We start from the raw sequence: 19,160 nt of genomic DNA on the forward strand, positions 1-19,160 counted from the left end.
GACGCTCTGCGTCCGCTGTAGAGGTGACGCAGAGCGTCACCGGATGCATTCCCACGCGGGAGCGTGGGAACGATCAAAGCCTTTGTTCATTCGCAGAAAAAAAAAGCCCCGCAACCGAATGCGGTGCGGGGCAAAAAATTGGTTGGTTGCGGCCAACCAAAGGAGCTCTATGAAAAGCGTTTACGGGCCGGGGTCAGATGCAATCCTGTGCGGCGCGTTCAAAACTCGAAGGCAGGAAGTTCGAGGCCAGCAAATGCCGCTCGTAGATGAACACCTTGCCGCCGTTCCCGGCCTTGTAGGCTTCCAGCACGTTGTCCGCCGAGACTTTGCTCGGCACCACGATCCGGTAGCTGCGCTGGGTCTGCGAGACAGTCGGGTTCAACGCACTGCCCTGCAATTTCGGTACGACGCAGTCGGCGTATTGGGCAGGGGTCTTGTTGGTCTGCAAGGTCAGGGTCGGATCGTTCGGCGCGGAGGCACAACCGGCGAGCAGCAAAGAGGCAAACGCCGTGGCAGGCACGAAAAAAGGACGCATCGGTCTCATCCTGAAAATAAAAGGTTCGGTTCATCAAACAGCGGAACTGCGTCACGAGCGCCGCCATTGCCATTGGTGTTTTGTGTGTTCAACCAGGTGCAGTAACCACTCCGCCCGTCAGCAGGGCTGACCAGAGCCAGTCGGGTCAATGTCTTCATCGAGCAAAGTTCTTGAGCCGCGTGTTCGATGGAGGCGATTTTCCGACTATTGCCGACAAAGCAGAACTTGCGTTTCGTAATGGTCACTATCACTTCTAGCAATAGTTGCGCGCCGTGCAGACGGATGCACACTCCATCACAACCAGAAAAGATTGATGAGGATCTCTCCTTGAGAACTTTTGACCTGATCCGCGACGCCGTTTTGCCCGATTTCCGTGACCGGGTGGCCGAGTATTTGATCCAGTACGAAACCGTACTGTTGTGCGAAAACGCGCCCGACCCGGAGCTTGCGCGGGCCACCGCCCTTTCTTGCGATCTGAAGGTGTCCAATGAGCAATAACACCGGACGAGCCACCTTCAACGGCGGGGCCAGCGCGTGGCGATGGAACTCCGCGCCGATCTCCGTCACACAAAACGCCGTGACGTGCGCTGAATCAGCCGTGCACCCAGCGATGCCTCCAGCGCGAGGATGCGCCGGCTGATGCTAGACTTGGGTACGTCGAGCGCCCGAGCCGCAGCCGTGATGCCAAGGTGTTCGACCACCCTGGCGTAGTAGTAGACGTCACTGAGATCGAGCATCGGCAGCCCTCGGTGCACACGGCAGCCGACGTCTTGCGTCGACTTATCGTCCCGTCGTATAGACGATGGTTCTCATTTTGGCTAATTGTTCTCGGATTGTCCCAGCGCCAAGGTTATTGCATCTCAACCCGCCCCGGAGAGCCTTGCCATGAACTCGCCCCAGCTCCACGAACGCCTGACCCGCGAAAATGCCATCCTGCTGCTGGTTGACCATCAGGTCGGCCTTTACACCGGCGTGCGCGACATCGACACACTGGCCCTCAAGCACAACGTCGTCGGCCTGGCCAAGGCAGCGCTGGCGCTGAAGTTGCCGATCATCGTCACCACGACGACCGAGGGGATGTGGGGGCCGCTGATCCCTGAGCTCGTCGAAGCGCTGCCGGGTGTGAAGCGCATCGAGCGCACCACCGTCAATGCCTGGGACGAGCGTCGCGTCGTCGATGCGGTCAAGGCGACCGGCCGCAAGAACCTGATCGTGACGGGTATCTCGACCGACGTTTGCCTCGCCTTCCCGGCGATCTCGGCAATTGCCGACGGCTACAACAGCTATGCAGTGATCGATGCTTCCGGCGGCTTCACCCAGACGCAAGTCGCCATGGGCGTGGCGCGCATGCAACAGGCCGGCGTGATCCCCGTCGGTTATTCGAGCGTCGCCGTTGAGATTCTGGCCGACAACGCCGCACCCGAAGCCGAGGCCGTCTACGCTGCGCTTGGCATGCCCTTCGCTGGCCTCGTGTATGGCCTGAAGAAGTACTTCTCGCACAGCTGAGCGCCTACCGATTCACCACCAACCCTCCCTCTACAAGGAGTAAGGAGATGAGCAAGAAGAGCTATACGTAGACCAGGTTCCGCGCGGACGATGCAGCGCTTGTCCCGGATGGCTTCCTGCCCCTTGATCGCGCGAAGTTTGGCCAAGCGCGCGGGCGCGGTGCCGTAACTTCGCGCTCGCCCGTCACTCAGTGCGGGGCGCGAGGGATAGTCTTGAGCAGGTCCTCGGGGCTGATGTGCCCGACGACCGACTGCACCGCGCTGCCCGGTTGCGGCAGGTCAAGGATGTGACCCTTGATCTTGCCGACCACGTGCATCTCGCAGGGCTTGCAGTCGAACTTCAGCGTCAGCACCTCGTCGCCGTGTATCAGCTGCATCGGCGCGACCTTGGTGCGCACGCCGGTGACGCCCTTGGCTTGCTTGGGGCACAGGTTGAAGGAGAAGCGCAGGCAGTGCTTGGTGATCATCACCGGCACCTCGCCGGTCTCCTCGTGGGCCTCGAAGGCCGCGTCGATCAGCTTGACCCCGTGACGGTGATAGAAGTCGCGGGCCTTCTGGTTATAGACGTTGGCCAGGAACGACAGGTGCGACTCCGGGTACACCGGTGGCGGCGTGGTCTCGGCCTTGCGTCCGCCCCGTGGGTGGGCATTGATGCGGGCCGCGGTCAGCGCTTCGATGACTTCGCGGCGCAGGGCCTTGAGCTGCGAGTTGGGGATGAAGTACGCCTGCGGTGCATCCAGTTTGACGTCCGTGGCGTGGTACTCGGTGGTACCCAGCTGGCCGAGCAGGTCGTGCAGTTGCTCCAGGGCCTGTTCCGGCTTGTTGGCCAGACCGAACGGACCGTCCAGGGCGATGCTGGCGCTGATGCCCTCCTCGCTGGTGGCGGTCAGTTCCAGGCGTTCCTCGCGCAGGCGAGCGACCCAGGCAAGGCCCACCCGGCGCTCGGCGGAGGTCTTGAGCAGGGCCTGCTGCCAGTTGTGATCCAGGTTGCGGCTCAGCGGGTGGTTCGGCCGTAGCTTGTACATCCCTTCCGGCATCTCGTTGGGCTCGACGCGGTAACGGTAGCGTTTTTCGCCGTCCTCCTCGAACTCGCCCTTGGGTTCGGCGATGTTGGCGCGAAAGCCCACCACTTCGCGCTTGACCTGCACGTTGAGGCCATCACCGTTGGACAACGGTTCATGGGTCACCACCTGCAAATCGCGCTTGCCGACCTTCTCCACCACACCCACCGGCAAGCCGGTGAAGGTTGGCGTGTCGAAGGCGCCTATGTCGATCTTGCGCTCGCTGACGAAATAATCGGTGCTGCCACGGTGGAAGGTCTTTTCCGGGTCGGGCATGAAGAAGTGCGCGGTGCGGCCGCTGGAAGCACGGGCCAGGTCCGGACGGTCTTCGAGGACATCGTCCAGGCGCTGGCGGTAATAGGCGGTGATGTTCTTCACATAGCCCATGTCCTTGTAGCGCCCCTCGATCTTGAACGAGCGTACTCCGGCCTCTACCAGGGCGCGGATGTTGGCGCTCTGGTTGTTGTCCTTCATCGACAGCAGGTGTTTCTCGAAGGCAACTACGCGGCCCTGGTCGTCTTTGAGGGTGTAAGGCAGACGGCAGGCCTGGGAGCAGTCGCCACGGTTGGCACTGCGACCGTTCTGCGCGTGGGAAATGTTGCACTGGCCGGAGAACGCCACGCACAGCGCGCCGTGGATGAAGAACTCGATCGCCGCATCGGTCTCATCGGCAATGGCGCGGATCTCCTGGAGGTTCAGCTCGCGGGCCAATACCAGTTGGGAGAAACCGGCTTGATCGAGAAACTTCGCCCGTGCCAGGGTGCGGATGTCGGTCTGGGTGCTGGCGTGCAGCTCGATCGGCGGGATATCCAGCTCCATCACACCCAGATCCTGGACGATCAGCGCGTCGACGCCGGCATCGTACAGTTGGTGGATCAGCTTTCGGGCAGGCTCCAGCTCGTTGTCGTGCAGGATCGTATTGATGGTGGTGAACACCCGGGCGTGGTAACGACGGGCGAACTCCACCAATTGGGCGATATCGCTCACCTCGTTGCAGGCGTTGTGGCGGGCGCCGAAGCTCGGGCCTCCGATGTACACGGCGTCGGCGCCATGCAGGATGGCCTCGCGAGCGATGGCCACGTCGCGGGCGGGGCTGAGCAGTTCCAGGTGATGCTTGGGTAGGGACATTTTTTTTAGTCTGGCTTGTCACGGTCAAGGCACGCATTGTAGCGGCGAAACGCTTGACCGGCACCCGTGTGCTGCCCGGTGGCGGCCGCTCGCTGAGCGGGGCCGCCGGATAAGCTCACAGGATAAGCCCGCGGGTTCAGCTCCGGGCCGCCATCGCGGTGACTTCCACGCGCATGCCTTCGACCGCCAGCGCGGCCACGCCAACGGCGGCGCGAACCGGCCATGGCCTGGCGAAGAAGCGCTGGTAGACCTCGTTGAAGGCGGCGCGGTCGGCCATGTCGGTGAGGTAGATGGTCAAATGCAGGACCCGGTCCATGGAACTGCCGGCGCGCTCCAGCGCTACTTTGAGCGCCTGCAGGGTGCACTCGCTCTGCAGGGCGATGTCGCCCACCTCCAGGCTGCCATCGGCGCGGGTGGGGATCTGAGTGGAGACCAGCAGGCCGCCAAAACCGGCGACGTCGGATGAGATGGATTCCGGGTCGGGGTCGGGGATAAAGGTGAGGTCGTGGTTTGCCATGGGGATCTCTTGCTTGAGGTGGTAAAGGGGCGGTCGTGTATGGGCGGTGGGCCCGACATCGTCAGCGGGCTCGGTCCGCCAAGTCCGCTGGGGCATTCAATGAAGCAACGCCTTTTGCGCGGCCAGTTTACAGTGCCATCGTCGGGCCGTTCGTGAATTAGCTCGAAAACCCGGAAGGCAAGCAGATGGGCGTTTGCCGTGCTGGTGTATGCCCATCAGGCCGACGGGGTGATCCAGCTACGCGCTTGCGATCCGATTGAATCGTCTACTCCGAGCGCCGAATCCCCCCGATATCGAGAAAAATCCATCGAGCGTTTCTGATGCAATTCCGTCATTTCAGGCAAGAAATGCACCGATCCATGCAAGCTGTTTCACAGCGGGCCGCAGACAATGGCAGCGGGAACAAACGCTTTACGCTTGCCACTTGCTCACCTTCATTCGTGAAGCATGACCAGCCACCGTTGAAACCCGCCTCCCGAGCAGCATGCACACAACGAGAAATGAGGAACAGCACATGACTGAGAAAAAAGTCTGGATGATCACCGGCGCAGGTCGCGGGCTGGGCGTAGACATCGCCAAGGCGGCGCTGGCCGCCGGCCACGCAGTCGTCGCCACCGGTCGCAATCCCGAGAAGGTCGCGGCAGCACTTGGCGCCCACGCTGACCTGTTGACCATCAAGCTCGACATCACCCGCCTTGAGGACGCCCAGGCCGCGGCCAAGGCGGCTGTCGAAAAGTTCGGTCGCATCGATGTGCTCGTCAACAACGCAGGCAATTTTTACGCGGGCTTCTTCGAAGAGCTCAGCCCCGAGCAGGTCCGCGATCAGATCGAGACGCTGCTGTTTGGCCCGATGAACATCACGCGCGCCGTGTTGCCGGTGATGCGCAAACAGCGCTGCGGCCTGCTGCTCACCCTCTCCTCCACGGCCGGCATCACCGGTGGACTGTTTTGCTCAGCGTACGCCGCCGCAAAATTCGGGATCGAAGGCTGGATGGAATCGCTCACCCCGGAGATCGCCCCCTTCGGTATTCAGACGATGCTGGTCGAGCCCGGTTTCTTTCGCACCGAGCTGCTCACCACCAGCTCGACCACCTACGCCACGCCCAACATTGACGACTACGTGCAACGCACCAGGGAGACCATCGCGGCCTGGAACAGCATGGACGGTAAGCAGGGCGGTGATCCCGCCAGGCTCGCCACCGCTCTCGTGCAGTTGGCCGGGCTCGAGAAGCCCCCTGCCCGTTTCGCCGCCGGTGCCGATGCCGTACAGACCTTCGAGGCCAAGGCCAACGATCTGCGCGCCCAGGCCGACGCCTACCGAGCGCTGTCTTGCTCCCTCGCCTACGACTGACAGAACCGATGAAACCACGACGCGCGGAATGATGAGGAGGCCAATGCTGATCCCGATCGTCGTCGCCAACACCGCTAGGATCAGCAATGGCCTGCCATCAATGCACACGCATGCGCTTGATGTCCCGCTGCGGCGGCTCGCCAAACAACCGGCTGTATTCGCGGCTGAACTGGGATGGGCTGACGTAGCCCACCCGGTCGCCCGCGCTGCCGGCATCGACGTTTTCGCTAAGCATCAATTGCCTGGCCTGCTGCAACCGTAACTGTTTCTGGTATTGCAGCGGGCTGATGCCGGTGACGGCGCGAAAGTGCTGACGGAACGTTGAGGGGCTCATGTGCGCCCGGGAAGCCAGTTCATCCATGCGCAGCGGCAGACAGAAATTCAGCTTGAGCCAGGCCACCGCCTTGGCGATCTGCTGGCTGGGCGAACCGGCGGTGACGATGTGGCGCAACTGCGGACCGTGGGGACCGGTCAGCAGCCGCACGATGATTTCGTCCTGAATCAGCGGCGCCAGTTGCGGCAGCAACACCGCTTCGTCCAGCAGGTCAACCAGCCTGACCAGGGCATCGAGGGTGGCCGCATCCAGCGTCTGCACCGTGATCGGTCGATAAACACAGTCCTTGGGCGGCTGCGGTAATTGCATCTCGGCGGCAATGCGCATGATCGTTGTACTGTTCAATAACAGCATCAAGCCGAGAAAAGGCTGCGAAACGCTGGCCCGCGTCACATGAGAAACCACGGGCAGGTCAACGGTGCTGAGCATCGATTGGCCCGCAGCATAGGACAGCACTTCGTCCGCCACCATCACCTGCTTTGCGCCCTGGACCGTCACCCCTAGCCCAAGCCCGTAGAGGCAGTGCATCGGCGCCGTCGCGGCCTTGCGCCGATGAACAGTGAGTGCAGGAAGCGCGGTGTTGTAATCGCCATCAGTCGGGGCAATTCGGGCAATTGCGCGAGCAAGCGCGCTGGTATCTACGGCGCTGGGCGTATTTACTTTATCTTCGGGACGCACTGTCAACTCCAAGCGTTTGACTCAATGCTCAAAGCATAGCGCTCTGTGCAGTCGCAAATTCGCTGCCTGACCTGACGCCTTCATTTCAGGCAGTAAAATGGTGGATGGCTGGATACTCTCCTTGATCCAACCCTGGCGTTAACCGTCGCAGTCATCCGCGGCTCAGTCAACAGGCTTGCGGCCCACTGTGCCGGCTCGATTCAGCAAGCCCGTTTGTGGGTCATGCAAAGTGGGAATCAAACCACTCCAGCATCAGTTCAGGATGAGTCCCGAAGTAGTTGTAACCCTGAAAACGCTGGTCCGTCCCCTCAATCCAGAACAGTTTCTTGTCGCGCGAAGAGAGGGTATCGAAGATCTCCTGCACGTTCGACGGCTTGGTCAGAAAATCGTTACGGACCTGGGCGACCAGGGTCGGAACGGTCACGGCCCTGGCATATTCCATCGGCCAGACGTCGGCCAGGCGATAGCCCGTGCGCGTGTGGAAGGCCACGTCGAATCTTTCAACACCATTGGCGATTTTTTGCGTTTGCATGGCGGTTTCGACGAAGACTCGCGGCGTCACCGGTTGCAGCGCAATCATCGCGTTGATGTGCTGGAACTCTTGCGGGTGCTTTTTCATCCCCACGATGGTGGCATTGGCACCCAGGCAGCGGCTGTACAGCGCGGTCTTCATGTCCTTGGTGTCGGACCGGGATTTCGCATAGCGCAAGGAGCCAATCACGTCACGGTACTCCAGCACACCGTGGCCATTGACCCCACCGCTGCCCGTTCCACTGCGGCCATGGTTGCGCATGTCGTAGGCAATAATGGTGTAGCCCGCCTCGTGCAGAATTTTGTACTCCGGCAGGAAGTTCACCTCGAAGCCACCAAAATTGGTCCAGGGTTCCAGGTGCCCCGGGTAGCCGTAGCGGTTGCAGGGCATCGGATGGTTGCAGATGATGAGCCGGTCTGATTTGCCTGGAATGAACCAGCCCTCGATCGTCACGCCATCCATTGCCGGAAAGAAGATCTCCTCGTACTCCATGTCGTACTCATTCGGCCATCTCAAGATGGGCGTACGCGTCGAATGCGCCATCAAGTCGGCCAGACCATTGATGAACTCGTCGGATTTAACTTCGGGCATTTTGATACCTGTGCTGGTTTGCTTGTCCGCAGCCTGAACGGCTCCGAGTGTGGCGGCCACAATCGGCAGCGCGGCGAGGGCCGCGCCTGCTTTCAGAATTTGTCGACGGCCGTGAGCAGGGACACTCTGCGGCTGAACGGTGATGTCACGGGGGTTGCCCATATCAAGCTCCTGATTACCGTTGAGAAGTCGATTCAGCTGAGTGTTGGGGGAACAGAACGCCCCTTGTGCATCGCCCCCCACTACTGCTGCGCAGGCACCAATCCTTCAGTGATCACGACCGAGCCTTGGGTGGCCGCGATGCGAAGTTTCTTCGCCGCGGTGTATTCAGCAGAGTTGTAGAAGCGCTGAGCGTCGGCAAGACTTGGGAACTCAGCGATAGCCATCACCGACTTTGGCTTGCCTTCGACTACCGGTGCGTTGAGGTTGAAAACGATCACCTTGCCGCCGTATTTCGGCGCGAGCGGCCCGGCCGCTTCCATGTACTTCTGGAACGTTGCCTGATCCTTGATTTCGTAGTTGGCGATCATGTAGCCGTGCGGTTGCGCATCCTGTGCCTGGCTGATGGTGGCAAGCGCCAGGATGATCGCAGCAACACCACCTATGACGAGCTTCTTCATCGTATGAATTTCCATGGATTTGAATGGCAGACAGCACGAAACACCAGCCGATCCGGATGAGTCATCGGCGATGAATCGTGGTGCTCGAAGTATGTGGTGCAGTGCCCGGAGCGAGTTGCCGGATCTGTTTCTTCTATTGCCTGATTCAGTGAATTCGCCCGCCGGGTCGTGAGCGGGACTCTGTCCTTACCTGAGATCAGGCAAACATTCTGAGCAGTAAGGTGGCCAGGATGACGGTTGAAGCCCCCCCCGATACGCGTGGATATCTGCGCGAAGGGCATCAAGGACATGCGATTGGATGTCGAGAGAGGATTTCTTTGCTACTCCGAGCGCTCGTAGAGCGCCCGGGCACTTGAGACTTAGACTCAGATATCGCTGGCGGGCCAGTAGGTAGCTGTCCGTGATTAGTGTTTACACATCAGACCATGAAGAACCCCGAACCTTAAGCCTGGCTCGGATGGCGTCATATGCGGGATGCCAAATACCTTGAACGCCGCCAGCATGACCACCAGACCGCCAGGCAGGATGCTGAGGCGATGGCTTTGCAAGCCCGCCAATTTGAGTTGTTTGACATGCCCCACTTCGAGCAGACGTAACGACAGGCGCAACAGACCGCCGTAGGTGATACCACCTTGGTCATAGTCGTTCAATCCGTTGGCCTTGAGCACTTTGGCCAGCATCCGTGCGGTACCTGAAGAGCCGATAGTCTGCTGCCAACCCCGCGCGCGATAACGGCGCACTACTTTTTCAAACTGTAGAGTGGCCACACGCTCAGCCTCCAGGAGCGCCTGGGCCGTGATACGCCCCCCTTGAAAGTAACGCGCACCAATGGTGCCGCTGCCAATGGCAATACTTTCGGTGACAAGGGGCTGAGCGCCCCTCCCGAGAATCAATTCTGTGGAGCCGCCGCCGATATCCACGACCAGTCGCATGCTCTCTGCACCAGGTATCCTGTGGGCAACACCGGCATACACCAGTTGCGCCTCTTCATGCCCGGAGATGACGTCAATACGAAAACCCAGGTGCCGCTCCGCGCTGCCCAGAAACAGTTGAGCATTATCAGCTTCGCGCACGGCACTGGTCGCCACTGCCCGCACACGACCCGCCTCAAAGCCGCGTAATTTTTTGCCAAATCGCGCGAGCGCTTGCCATCCCCGATCCAGTGCCAACTCATCCAGATCCCCGCCTTGAAATCCCTCTGCCAGACGGACGGGCTCACGCAGGGTTTTCACCTCCTGGATCACGAACTGCTGGTTCCGTTTGACCGACTGACCAATCATCATGCGAAACGCATTGGAACCCAGGTCAATGGCCGCAAACAGGGAGGCGTCGCCTTTCATGGGGGATTCCTTGCAAATTCATCAACCAGCAGGCGGATGCCTGCTGTGCGCTCAAGACGGTTTGCGAGGATCTTGCCATTAGTTCGATGACGCCAAGATGACACCCTCTAACCTTTTCAAATGAACAGACACCCGGCCAATCTACCTGGATAACCGTGATGCTCCGGCACACTAGCCATGACGCTGCTAGGCTTTTCAGTTCACTCTGAGGAAATGTCGCCATGCCAGCAACGCCCCAACTGCCGGACATACTCGAAACCCTTCACGAAAACCAGCTCGCGCTTGCCGACGCCATTGAGTCGATAGCGATGTGGATCGATCAGAGGGGATCCACTGGCGTTTCCAGCACCGCTCTTGGAGCTGTCGCCACACTCGACTTGAACGCCGAGTCCGTCAGAAAGGGAATTGAGTCGCTGAGAAAAAACCTCAGATGAAACCCGTCAACCAGTTACCTGCGCCGCTTGCGCGTCGCTATCGAGATCTCGAAATGGTACGAGCTTTTTTGCCTGGGCTCGTAATTGACCTGCACCACCTCACGAAGAAAGGGCTCCAGTGATGCTGATCAGAATCGAGGAAACGAACACGCCCGAAGGCTGGGTTGTCTGGATGAACGCGTGGTGCGTCAAATTTCGCAGCTATGCAGAAGCCGAAGCATTCGTGAAAAGACTGGAAGACCGCATAAACGCATCGCATCCCTTGCCTATCAGCATAAACAGACCTGTAGCAGAGCTGTCTTAAGGAGCCGTCTTCGATGCAGCAATAAATTCGTCATCGAGAACCGGCGCTCGCACGTCACCAAAGCCAACACCATCTTCTTGCACTCCAGACAGACCGACTACGCCGCCTGTGCAATGAAGGCGATGACGCGGCTCTGGCTGGCGTAGGCGTAAATGTGCGCAGAGGTTAAGCGCACTGCAATGGTGTTCATCCGGTTGGTTGTCGTTCAGGCGGCGACGCTACCGACTGGCTGCGCAAGGTTGCGGGCGGCGCAATCCCGGCCTATGTTCCAAGCGAGACATTGCCAGCGACTGACGCACGATAACTCGCCGCAGGTTGCTGTCCATCCAGTGCCGATTGCTGCAGCGAGGTGACGACATGCCGAACGACTCCCGCCCCGCCGTGCTCGAACTGATCGGCAATACGCCGCTGGTGCGTGTCAGCCGCTTCGATACCGGTCCGTGTACGCTGTTCCTCAAGCTCGAATCGCAGAACCCCGGTGGTTCGATCAAGGATCGCATCGGCCTGGCGATGATCGACGCCGCCGAGCGCGATGGCCGCCTGCGACCCGGCGGCACCATAGTCGAAGCCACCGCCGGCAACACCGGCCTCGGCCTGGCCCTGGTCGGCCGCGCCAAGGGTTACCGGGTGGTGTTGGTGGTGCCGGACAAGATGTCCACCGAGAAGGTCCTGCACCTCAAGGCGATGGGCGCCGAGGTGCACATCACCCGCTCCGACGTCGGCAAGGGCCATCCCGACTACTACCAGGACGTTGCCGCGCGGCTGACGCAGGAGATTCCCGACGCCTTCTTCGCCGATCAGTTCAACAACCCGGCCAACCCGCTGGCCCACGAGTGCAGCACCGCTCCAGAGATCTGGGCGCAGACTCAGCATGATCTGGATGCCATCGTCGTCGGCGTCGGTTCGGCCGGCACGCTGACCGGGCTGACCCGCTTCTTTCGCCGCGTGCAGCCGGACCTGGCCATGGTGCTGGCCGACCCCGTCGGCTCGGTGGTCGCCGAATACAGCCGCAGCGGCACCCTCGGTACGCCCGGCTCCTGGGCGGTGGAAGGCATCGGCGAAGACTTCATTCCGTCGATTGCCGACCTTTCCAGCGTGCGCCAGGCCTATTCGATCAGCGACGAGGAAAGCTTCGATCATGCCCGCCAACTGCTGCGCGCCGAAGGCATTCTCGGCGGCTCTTCGACCGGCACGTTGCTGGCGGCGGCACTGCGCTACTGCCGCGAGCAAACCGAGCCGAAGCGGGTGGTCAGCTTCGTCTGCGACACCGGCACCCGCTACCTGTCGAAGGTCTACAACGACCAGTGGATGACCGATCAGGGCCTGATGCAGCGTAAGCACTACGGTGATCTGCGCGACTTGATCGCGCGGCGCTTCGAGGATGGCCGGGTGATCAGCGTGGGCCCGGACGACACGCTGCTTACCGCCTTCCAGCGCATGCGCCTGGCTGATGTGTCGCAACTGCCGGTGCTGGTGGACGGACAGCGGCTGGTCGGCGTGATCGACGAGTCCGATATTCTGCTTGGCGTGTACGAAGACGCTTCGCACTTCCGTATGACCGTCACCAGCGCGATGACCGACAAGCTGGAAACGCTGCCTCCTGGCGCCAGTCTGGCTGAACTGCAGGCGGAGCTCGACCGTGGGCTGGTGGCGATCATCAAAGACGCCTCGGGCTTCCACGGCCTGATTACCCGCGTCGACCTGCTCAATCACTTGCGGAGATCCCTGCCATGAGTCAGCACGATGAAACCGCCGCGCCACGCGCCTTCGCCACCCGGGTGATCCATGCCGGACAGGCGCCGGACCCTTCCACCGGGGCGCTAATGCCACCGATTTACGCCAACTCCACCTATGCGCAGCAGAGCCCCGGTGTACACAAGGGCCTCGACTACGGGCGCTCGCACAACCCCACGCGCTGGGCGCTGGAGCGTTGCGTGGCAGACCTCGAAGGCGGTACCCGTGCATTCGCCTTCGCCTCCGGGCTGGCCGCGATCTCCACCGTGCTCGAACTGCTCGACACTGGCGCGCACATCGTCTCCGGCAACGACCTGTACGGCGGTACTTTCCGACTGTTCGACAAGGTGCGCCGGCGCAGCGCCGGGCATCGCTTCAGCTTCGTCGATCTGACTGACCTGGCGGCCTTCGAAGCGGCGCTACAGGACGACACACGGATGGTCATGGTCGAGACGCCGAGCAATCCGTTGCTGCGCCTCACTGACCTCGCCGCCATCGCGCGCATCTGTCGCGAGCGAGGCATCATCTGTGTGGCCGACAACACCTTTGCCAGCCCGTGGATACAGCGCCCGCTGGAGCTGGGTTTCGATATCGTGCTGCACTCGACGACCAAGTATCTGAACGGCCACTCCGACGTGATCGGCGGCATCGCGGTGGTCGGGCAGAACGCCGAACTGGCCGAGCGCCTGGGCTTCCTGCAGAACGCGGTGGGTGCTATCGCCGGGCCGTTCGACGCTTTTCTCACCCTGCGCGGCGTGAAGACTCTGGCGCTACGCATGGAACGCCACTGCAGCAACGCGCTGGAGCTGGCGCAATGGCTTGCGCGTCAGCCGCAGGTGGCGCGCGTCTATTATCCGGGCCTGCCGTCGCACCCGCAGCACGAACTGGCGCAGCGGCAGATGCGCGGTTTCGGCGGGATGATTTCCCTCGACCTGAACAGCGACCTGGCCGGCACCAAGCGTTTCCTCGAAAGCATGCGGATCTTCGCCTTGGCCGAGAGCCTGGGCGGGGTGGAAAGTCTGATCGAGCACCCGGCGATCATGACCCACGCCAGCATCCCCGCAGAGACCCGTGCGCAGCTCGGCATCGGCGATGCGCTGGTGCGTTTGTCAGTGGGTGTCGAGGATGTCGGAGACCTGCGCGCCGACCTGGCCCAGGCGCTGGCGCGGATTTGAATAGATAGTTGCAGCAGCGAATTTATTCGCGATAAAAGCGCCAATGAACTGGCAAGCGAACTTGCAGCTTATCTCGCAAGGCGCTTGCCGGTGGGCAACAGCGGCATGACTAGCCTCTCCTTATGTCGGAGAGATTGTCGCAAGAATACCGATCACGATCGTTAACGCTAAAAATCCGCCCAAGAAAATTGCAAGCTTAGCCATTAGGCCTCCTGAATGAGAGGTTTGCGGTACAGCGAAAATCGAGTCACATAGCGACTCTCCCATCAGGCTCAACTGGTGAGGCCCGCCGGGAGGATCATTGTCCGACGGACGCTGGTTTCGATACAGATGCAGGTAGCGAAGAAAAACACGGATCAGTGCAACGGACCGGTCTGTTGAGTGATTCGCTTCACTGCGAGGAGGAAGCCCCTTCCCCGTTGGCATTCATTTCAGGCTCGGGAGTTGTTGCGGATGTGTCCGTGACGGGGGCCGGTTGCCTCGCCACGTATCTGCCGGCGCACTGGATACACTGCAATACAAAGCGCGGCAGGCAAGTGCCATCGGGCTCTGTACACTTCAGGGCACAACCACAGAACAGGTGCCGGGCGATGGAGCATGTCGATCACATCCTGATCGTTGACGATGATCGCGAGATCAGGGAACTGGTAGGCAACTACCTGAAGAAGAACGGACTGCGCACCACCATCGTTGCCGACGGCCGGCAGATGCGCGCCTTCCTCGAATCCAACGCGGTCGACCTGATCGTGCTGGACATCATGATGCCCGGCGACGACGGCCTGCTGCTGTGTCGCGAGCTGCGCGCCGGCAAGCACAAGGCCACGCCGGTGCTGATGCTGACCGCACGCAACGACGAAACCGACCGCATCATCGGCCTGGAAATGGGCGCCGACGACTACCTGACCAAACCCTTCTCTGCGCGCGAGCTGCTGGCGCGCATCAATGCCGTGCTGCGCCGCACGCGCATGCTGCCGCCGAACATGACCATCAGCGAAAGCAGCCGGCTGATCGGCTTCGGCCAGTGGCGCCTGGACACCACCGCGCGTCACCTGCTGGACGGCGACAACACCCTGGTCGCGTTGAGCGGCGCCGAGTACCGTCTGCTGCGAGTGTTCCTCGACCACCCGCAACGGGTGCTCAGCCGCGAGCAGTTGCTCAATCTCACCCAGGGCCGCGAGGCGGATATCTTCGACCGCTCCATCGACCTGCTTGTCAGCCGCCTGCGCCAGCGTTTGCAGGACGACGCCCGCGAGCCGGCCTGCATCAAGACAGTACGCAGCGAAGGTTATGTGTTCTCCCTGCCCGTGCAACTGGTCGAGCCACAATCGTGAAGAGCCTGCCGCACTGGCCGCGCACCCTCGCCTCGCGCCTCGCGCTGATCTTCTTCAGCGGGCTGGTACTGGCCTACGGGTTGTCCTTCGGTTTCCAGTTCTACGAGCGCTACCAGAGCGCGCGCTCGATGATGCTGGGCAACCTGGAACAGGACGTGTCCACCTCGGTGGCGATCCTCGACCGCCTGCCAGCGGCGGAACGCGCGGACTGGCTGCCACGGCTGGAGCGGCACACCTACCGCTACCGCCTCGACGAAGGCGAACCGGGCCAGGCGCTGGACCTGGACGAGGCGCCCATTGCGGCACGGTCCCTCGACAAGGCCATCGGTCGCCAGTACGCGCTGGACTTCCAGACCATCCCCGGGCCGGTCCCCCACTTCCAGGTCCATCTGCGCATGGCCGACGGCAAACCGCTGACCGTTGACGTGACCCCGGCACCGGTGCCCCTGTCGACCTGGCTGCCGGTCGTGCTGCTGATCCAGCTCGCCGTGTTGTTGCTGTGCACCTGGCTGGCCGTGAAAACCGCGATTCGCCCGCTGACGCGCCTGGCCCAGGCGGTGGACCGCCTCGACCCCAACGCCCCCGGGCCGCACCTGGATGAAACCGGGCCACGGGAAGTTGTCTACGCGGCGGTGGCCTTCAATGCCATGCAGGCGCGCATCGCTGCCTACCTGAAAGAACGCATGCAACTGCTGGCCGCCATCTCCCACGACCTGCAGACGCCCATCACGCGCATGAAGCTGCGGGTCGAGTTCATGGACACGTCCGCCGAGAAGGACAAGCTGTGGAACGACCTCGAAGCCATGGAACATCTGGTGCGCGAAGGCGTGGCCTATGCCCGTAGCGTGGAGGGCAGCACCGAGGCCAGTTGCCGGGTGAACCTTGACGCCTTCCTCGACAGCCTGGTGTTCGACTACCAGGACAGCGGCCAGCAGGTGGACCTGTGCGCGAAGAATGGTGCAGTGATCGAAACCCGGCCCCATGCCTTGCGCCGGGTGCTGGTGAACCTGATCGACAACGCCCTCAAGTTCACCGGCGCCGCGCAGCTGGAAGTCCGTTCCGGCGCAGGCCATACGACACTGATCCGAGTGCTGGACAACGGCCCCGGCATCCCCGTCGAGGAATTGGAAGAAGTGCTCAAACCCTTCTACCGCCTGGAAACCTCACGTAACCGCAGTACCGGCGGCACCGGCCTTGGGCTGGCCATCGCACATCAATTGACCCAGGCCATCGGTGGCACCCTCACCCTGTCCAACCGCGACGGCGGCGGCTTGTGCGCGCAGATCGAGCTGTGCGGTCCAGCGGCCTGAGGGCCGCCTCTACACTGGGATACACAACGGCCTGCGGCGGACACACTGCCGATAAGACCGGTTGCAAGAATCCTGAACACAATAAGCGACGGCACCCCGCTGTCGCCGGTTGAATCAGGAGCTCTCCATGAGAACCATCGCCTTGCCATCGGGCTGGAAACTGTTCGGCATCCTCGCACCGCTGAACCAACTGGGCGCCTGGAGCGCCGACCTCGCCCTGCGGGTGTTCCTCGCCTGGGAGTTCTTCGAATCCGGCAGGGAAAAATGGAACGGCGAAAACTGGTTCGCGCAGATCCAGTCTGCCTTCCCCTTCCCCTTCAACCACCTGCCCGCCACCCTCAACTGGGAACTGTCGATGTGGACCGAACTGCTCGGCGCCCTCTTCCTGCTGCTGGGCCTGGGTACGCGGCTGTCGGCGCTGGTACTGATGGTGGTAACGGTCGTGGCGATCGCCGCCGTGCACTGGCCGGCGCAGTGGTCGAGCCTCGCCGAACTGGCCCGGGGTTACGCCATCAGCAACCAGGGTTTTGGCAACTACAAACTGCCGGCCATCTACCTGGTAGCGCTGTTGCCGCTGCTGCTGAACGGACCGGGCAAACTGAGCCTGGACAACCTGCTCCAGCACTGGCGCCGGCAACGGGCCTGAGCCCGCAAGAAAAGCCCGTCTTGCGACTAATGCCAGTCAGTTAAGTAAATCTGTAGGAGCGAGCTTGGTCCGGGCGGCGTTCCGACGATGGACCTGAGGGCGACGCGTTTATCCAGAAAATACGCGTTATCGTTAACGTCCATCGCGAGCAAGCTCGCTCCTACATACCCTTAACTGACTGGCATTGCGTCTAGCGACGGGCTTTTTCTTGGGCGCTGACTCGTCCTGAATAAGGTTTACACCTTCTGGCTTCTTATCAGGAAGGTACGATGGATACTGGGACAAAACGCAGTCGGCGCGATTACACGCTGACTTTTAAATTTTCGGTCGTGGATCACGCCGCCCCCGGTGTGGAAGCGGCAGTGGGGATTCAGAGGTGGACCTGGGTGCCGATCACGATGCCCTGGGCGCGCAGCGACTCTAGCAGCGCCAGGCCCTGGTGCTGGATGGCCTGGGCATCGCCGCCGGCCGCTGCGGCCAGGGCCTGCAGGTGCTCCCGCCCACTGCGCGGGTGAGCGGCCAGCGAGGCCAGCAAGTGATATGCCAGAGGCGCCAACCGGGCAAAATGCACCTGGTGCCCGGCATCGCGGTGCACCAGCAGCAAGGTCGGCACTTGCGCTGCCTCGGTGGGTTGATGGTCCGCAGCGATGCGGGTCACCGGCCAGCGGTACGCCAGCGGCATGGCCAGGCAGGACAGCAGCGGGACACCGGCCAGCAGGTCAGCGTCCTGCTGGTGCGGCGGGTCCTGGGCGTCACTCAGGTACAACTGCGACTCGACCCACTCGTAGTGGGCCAGCTCCACCTGCCAGGGCGCGGCCGGGTCGGTATCCGCCTGCCGCTGTTGCAGGTAGGCGACGAACTCTTCGGCGATGCCCGTGAACAGTGGCGTCTGGCTGCGATGCCCGGCATAGAAGTCGCGCACCCGGGCATGCCAGCGTGCATCCCCGAGGGTGGACCGCAGCACCGGGAAGCTGCCGGCCAGCAGCCCTTCGATGGCGTTGTAGAACAGCTCGCGATAGACCTTCAGGCGCCGCGCCTCGATGCCCGGCGGCGGCGCCTGACGGGTCGGGTCGCGCAGGTGGCGGGCCAGGGTGAATTGTTGCTCGCGCAGGGCTTCAGACATGAGCGGCACTGCTGTTGGCAAGCGCGCCAAGACAGGCCTGCTGGATGGCTCGGATGCGCCCGGTTTCTTCCAGCAGGTCGGCCAGCGGCGGGTAGTTGAAATCGCGTTCCAGCACCGTGGGGTGCACGCCGAAACGCTGGTAAGCGGCGGCCAGCAGCGTCCACACGCCGTCCCTCACTGTAGCGCCGTGGGTGTCGATCTTCAGGTCCGCGGCTTCGTCGTAGTGGCCGGCGACATGCAGGCTGGTCACCCGTTGCAGCGGTAGCGCGTGGAGGAATGCCAAGGCATCGTAACCGTGGTTGCAGGCGTTGACGAACAGGTTGTTGACGTCCAGCAGCAGGTCGCAATCGGCCTCTTCCAGCACCGCTGTGATGAAGTCGATCTCGCTCAGTGCCTGGTACGGTGCGGCATAGTAGCTAATGTTCTCCACCGCGATGCGCCGGCCGAGGCGCTCCTGGGTTTCGCGGATGCGCGCGGCGACATGCTGGATGGCCTCGTCGGTAAAGGGGATCGGCATCAGGTCGTAGAGGTGGCCGTCATCGGTGCAATAGCTCAGGTGCTCGCTATACAGGCTGACCTGGTAGCGTTCGAGAAACTGTCGCGTGCGGACGAGAAAGTCCCGGTCCAACGGCTCGCTGCCACCCAGTGACAGCGACAGCCCGTGGCAGGCGACAGGAAAGCGTTCGGCCAGGCTGGCCAGCCCCTCGCCAAAGGCGCCGCCGACACCGATCCAGTTCTCCGGCGCGCATTCGAGGAAGTCCACCGCGCCGTCCTCCATCGCCAGCAGCGCGGGTAGCAGCCCACGGCGCAGGCCGAGTCCGGCCTGGATTGGGTTATCGATCATGCTCATGGTGTGGCTCCGGAAAAACGCACGATGCCCCACCTGTCAGACAGGAGGGGCGCGGCGCAAG

21 protein-coding genes are annotated in these 19,160 nt (G+C 62.0%); 8 read left to right on the forward strand and 13 right to left on the reverse strand.

Annotated features, from left to right (window positions below; translation table 11 throughout):
- Positions 1-193: 193 nt before the first annotated feature.
- From AC07O1_RS25765 to AC07O1_RS25780, 4 genes are read right to left on the reverse strand one after another with little or no spacing between them, the layout of a single operon-like run.
- On the reverse strand, positions 194-535 hold the full coding sequence (locus tag AC07O1_RS25765; protein WP_495090625.1) for a hypothetical protein: 342 nt from the start codon (positions 533-535) through the stop codon (positions 194-196).
- Positions 536-540: 5 nt separating this feature from the next.
- Positions 541-780 (reverse strand): hypothetical protein, encoded by a 240-nt coding sequence (locus AC07O1_RS25770; RefSeq protein ID WP_494992920.1) that lies wholly within the window; start codon positions 778-780, stop codon positions 541-543.
- Positions 781-829: 49 nt separating this feature from the next.
- The gene (locus AC07O1_RS25775) at positions 830-1,102 is read right to left on the reverse strand and encodes a hypothetical protein (RefSeq protein WP_495090674.1); all 273 of its coding nucleotides are present in this window, start codon (positions 1,100-1,102) and stop codon (positions 830-832) included.
- Positions 1,099-1,272 (reverse strand): LysR family transcriptional regulator, encoded by a 174-nt coding sequence (locus AC07O1_RS25780; RefSeq protein WP_495090626.1) that lies wholly within the window; start codon positions 1,270-1,272, stop codon positions 1,099-1,101. Before AC07O1_RS25780 ends, AC07O1_RS25775 begins: the two co-directional genes overlap by 4 nt.
- Before the next feature lie 148 nt (positions 1,273-1,420).
- Between AC07O1_RS25780 and AC07O1_RS25785 the strand changes: the two genes are divergently transcribed.
- Positions 1,421-2,041, forward strand: coding sequence for an isochorismatase family protein (locus AC07O1_RS25785; RefSeq protein ID WP_495090627.1), 621 nt, complete (start codon positions 1,421-1,423; stop codon positions 2,039-2,041).
- A gap of 187 nt (positions 2,042-2,228) precedes the next feature.
- Here AC07O1_RS25785 and AC07O1_RS25790 read toward each other — a convergent pair whose 3' ends face one another.
- Positions 2,229-4,229, reverse strand: a complete 2,001-nt coding sequence (locus tag AC07O1_RS25790) for a peptidase U32 family protein (RefSeq protein WP_495090628.1) — start codon at positions 4,227-4,229, stop codon at positions 2,229-2,231.
- A 136-nt stretch (positions 4,230-4,365) separates the two neighbouring features.
- Positions 4,366-4,746 (reverse strand): RidA family protein, encoded by a 381-nt coding sequence (locus AC07O1_RS25795; protein WP_495090629.1) that lies wholly within the window; start codon positions 4,744-4,746, stop codon positions 4,366-4,368.
- Positions 4,747-5,260: 514 nt separating this feature from the next.
- Between AC07O1_RS25795 and AC07O1_RS25800 the strand changes: the two genes are divergently transcribed.
- A complete protein-coding gene (locus AC07O1_RS25800; RefSeq protein WP_495090630.1) occupies positions 5,261-6,097 on the forward strand; it encodes an SDR family NAD(P)-dependent oxidoreductase in 837 nt (278 codons plus the stop codon).
- Positions 6,098-6,194: 97 nt separating this feature from the next.
- Here AC07O1_RS25800 and AC07O1_RS25805 read toward each other — a convergent pair whose 3' ends face one another.
- The 5 genes from AC07O1_RS25805 to AC07O1_RS25825 all read right to left on the reverse strand — a co-directional run bounded on the left by AC07O1_RS25805 (position 6,195) and on the right by AC07O1_RS25825 (position 10,192).
- Positions 6,195-7,109 carry an AraC family transcriptional regulator gene (locus AC07O1_RS25805; protein ID WP_495090631.1) on the reverse strand — a complete coding sequence of 305 codons (915 nt, stop codon included), beginning with the start codon at positions 7,107-7,109 and terminating at the stop codon, positions 6,195-6,197.
- Between the two features lie 220 nt (positions 7,110-7,329).
- Entirely contained in the window at positions 7,330-8,394 is a 1,065-nt protein-coding gene (locus AC07O1_RS25810; protein WP_495090632.1) for an alpha/beta hydrolase family protein, read from the reverse strand.
- 80 nt (positions 8,395-8,474) lie between these two features.
- Positions 8,475-8,852: a DUF1330 domain-containing protein gene (locus AC07O1_RS25815; RefSeq protein WP_495090633.1), complete on the reverse strand. Its 378-nt coding sequence runs from the start codon at positions 8,850-8,852 to the stop codon at positions 8,475-8,477.
- Positions 8,849-9,142 carry a hypothetical protein gene (locus AC07O1_RS25820; RefSeq protein ID WP_495090634.1) on the reverse strand — a complete coding sequence of 98 codons (294 nt, stop codon included), beginning with the start codon at positions 9,140-9,142 and terminating at the stop codon, positions 8,849-8,851. The genes AC07O1_RS25815 and AC07O1_RS25820 overlap by 4 nt, the downstream gene beginning before the upstream one ends.
- 114 nt (positions 9,143-9,256) lie before the next feature.
- Positions 9,257-10,192, reverse strand: a complete 936-nt coding sequence (locus AC07O1_RS25825) for a Ppx/GppA phosphatase family protein (protein WP_495024062.1) — start codon at positions 10,190-10,192, stop codon at positions 9,257-9,259.
- 221 nt (positions 10,193-10,413) lie between these two features.
- Between AC07O1_RS25825 and AC07O1_RS25830 the strand changes: the two genes are divergently transcribed.
- The 6 genes from AC07O1_RS25830 (at position 10,414) to AC07O1_RS25855 (ending at position 17,126) form a co-directional block, all read left to right on the forward strand.
- Positions 10,414-10,626, forward strand: a complete 213-nt coding sequence (locus AC07O1_RS25830; RefSeq protein ID WP_495090635.1) for a hypothetical protein — start codon at positions 10,414-10,416, stop codon at positions 10,624-10,626.
- 661 nt (positions 10,627-11,287) lie between these two features.
- Positions 11,288-12,664, forward strand: a complete 1,377-nt coding sequence (locus AC07O1_RS25835) for a pyridoxal-phosphate dependent enzyme (protein ID WP_494993093.1) — start codon at positions 11,288-11,290, stop codon at positions 12,662-12,664.
- Positions 12,661-13,839 carry a trans-sulfuration enzyme family protein gene (locus AC07O1_RS25840; RefSeq protein ID WP_495090636.1) on the forward strand — a complete coding sequence of 393 codons (1,179 nt, stop codon included), beginning with the start codon at positions 12,661-12,663 and terminating at the stop codon, positions 13,837-13,839. The genes AC07O1_RS25835 and AC07O1_RS25840 overlap by 4 nt, the downstream gene beginning before the upstream one ends.
- A 590-nt stretch (positions 13,840-14,429) precedes the next feature.
- Positions 14,430-15,170 carry a response regulator gene (locus tag AC07O1_RS25845; protein WP_495090637.1) on the forward strand — a complete coding sequence of 247 codons (741 nt, stop codon included), beginning with the start codon at positions 14,430-14,432 and terminating at the stop codon, positions 15,168-15,170.
- 5 nt (positions 15,171-15,175) lie between these two features.
- Entirely contained in the window at positions 15,176-16,480 is a 1,305-nt protein-coding gene (locus AC07O1_RS25850; RefSeq protein WP_495090672.1) for an ATP-binding protein, read from the forward strand.
- A gap of 127 nt (positions 16,481-16,607) precedes the next feature.
- Positions 16,608-17,126, forward strand: a complete 519-nt coding sequence (locus AC07O1_RS25855; protein ID WP_495090638.1) for an HvfX family Cu-binding RiPP maturation protein — start codon at positions 16,608-16,610, stop codon at positions 17,124-17,126.
- A 370-nt stretch (positions 17,127-17,496) separates the two neighbouring features.
- Here AC07O1_RS25855 and AC07O1_RS25860 read toward each other — a convergent pair whose 3' ends face one another.
- Together AC07O1_RS25860 and AC07O1_RS25865 are read right to left on the reverse strand one after the other, a co-directional pair.
- Positions 17,497-18,249, reverse strand: coding sequence for an HvfC family RiPP maturation protein (locus AC07O1_RS25860; RefSeq protein ID WP_495090639.1), 753 nt, complete (start codon positions 18,247-18,249; stop codon positions 17,497-17,499).
- The gene (locus tag AC07O1_RS25865) at positions 18,242-19,099 is read right to left on the reverse strand and encodes an HvfB family MNIO-type RiPP peptide maturase (RefSeq protein WP_495090640.1); all 858 of its coding nucleotides are present in this window, start codon (positions 19,097-19,099) and stop codon (positions 18,242-18,244) included. Before AC07O1_RS25865 ends, AC07O1_RS25860 begins: the two co-directional genes overlap by 8 nt.
- Positions 19,100-19,160 lie beyond the last annotated feature (61 nt).

Source organism: Pseudomonas sp. GW821-FHT07G10 (assembly GCF_059418545.1).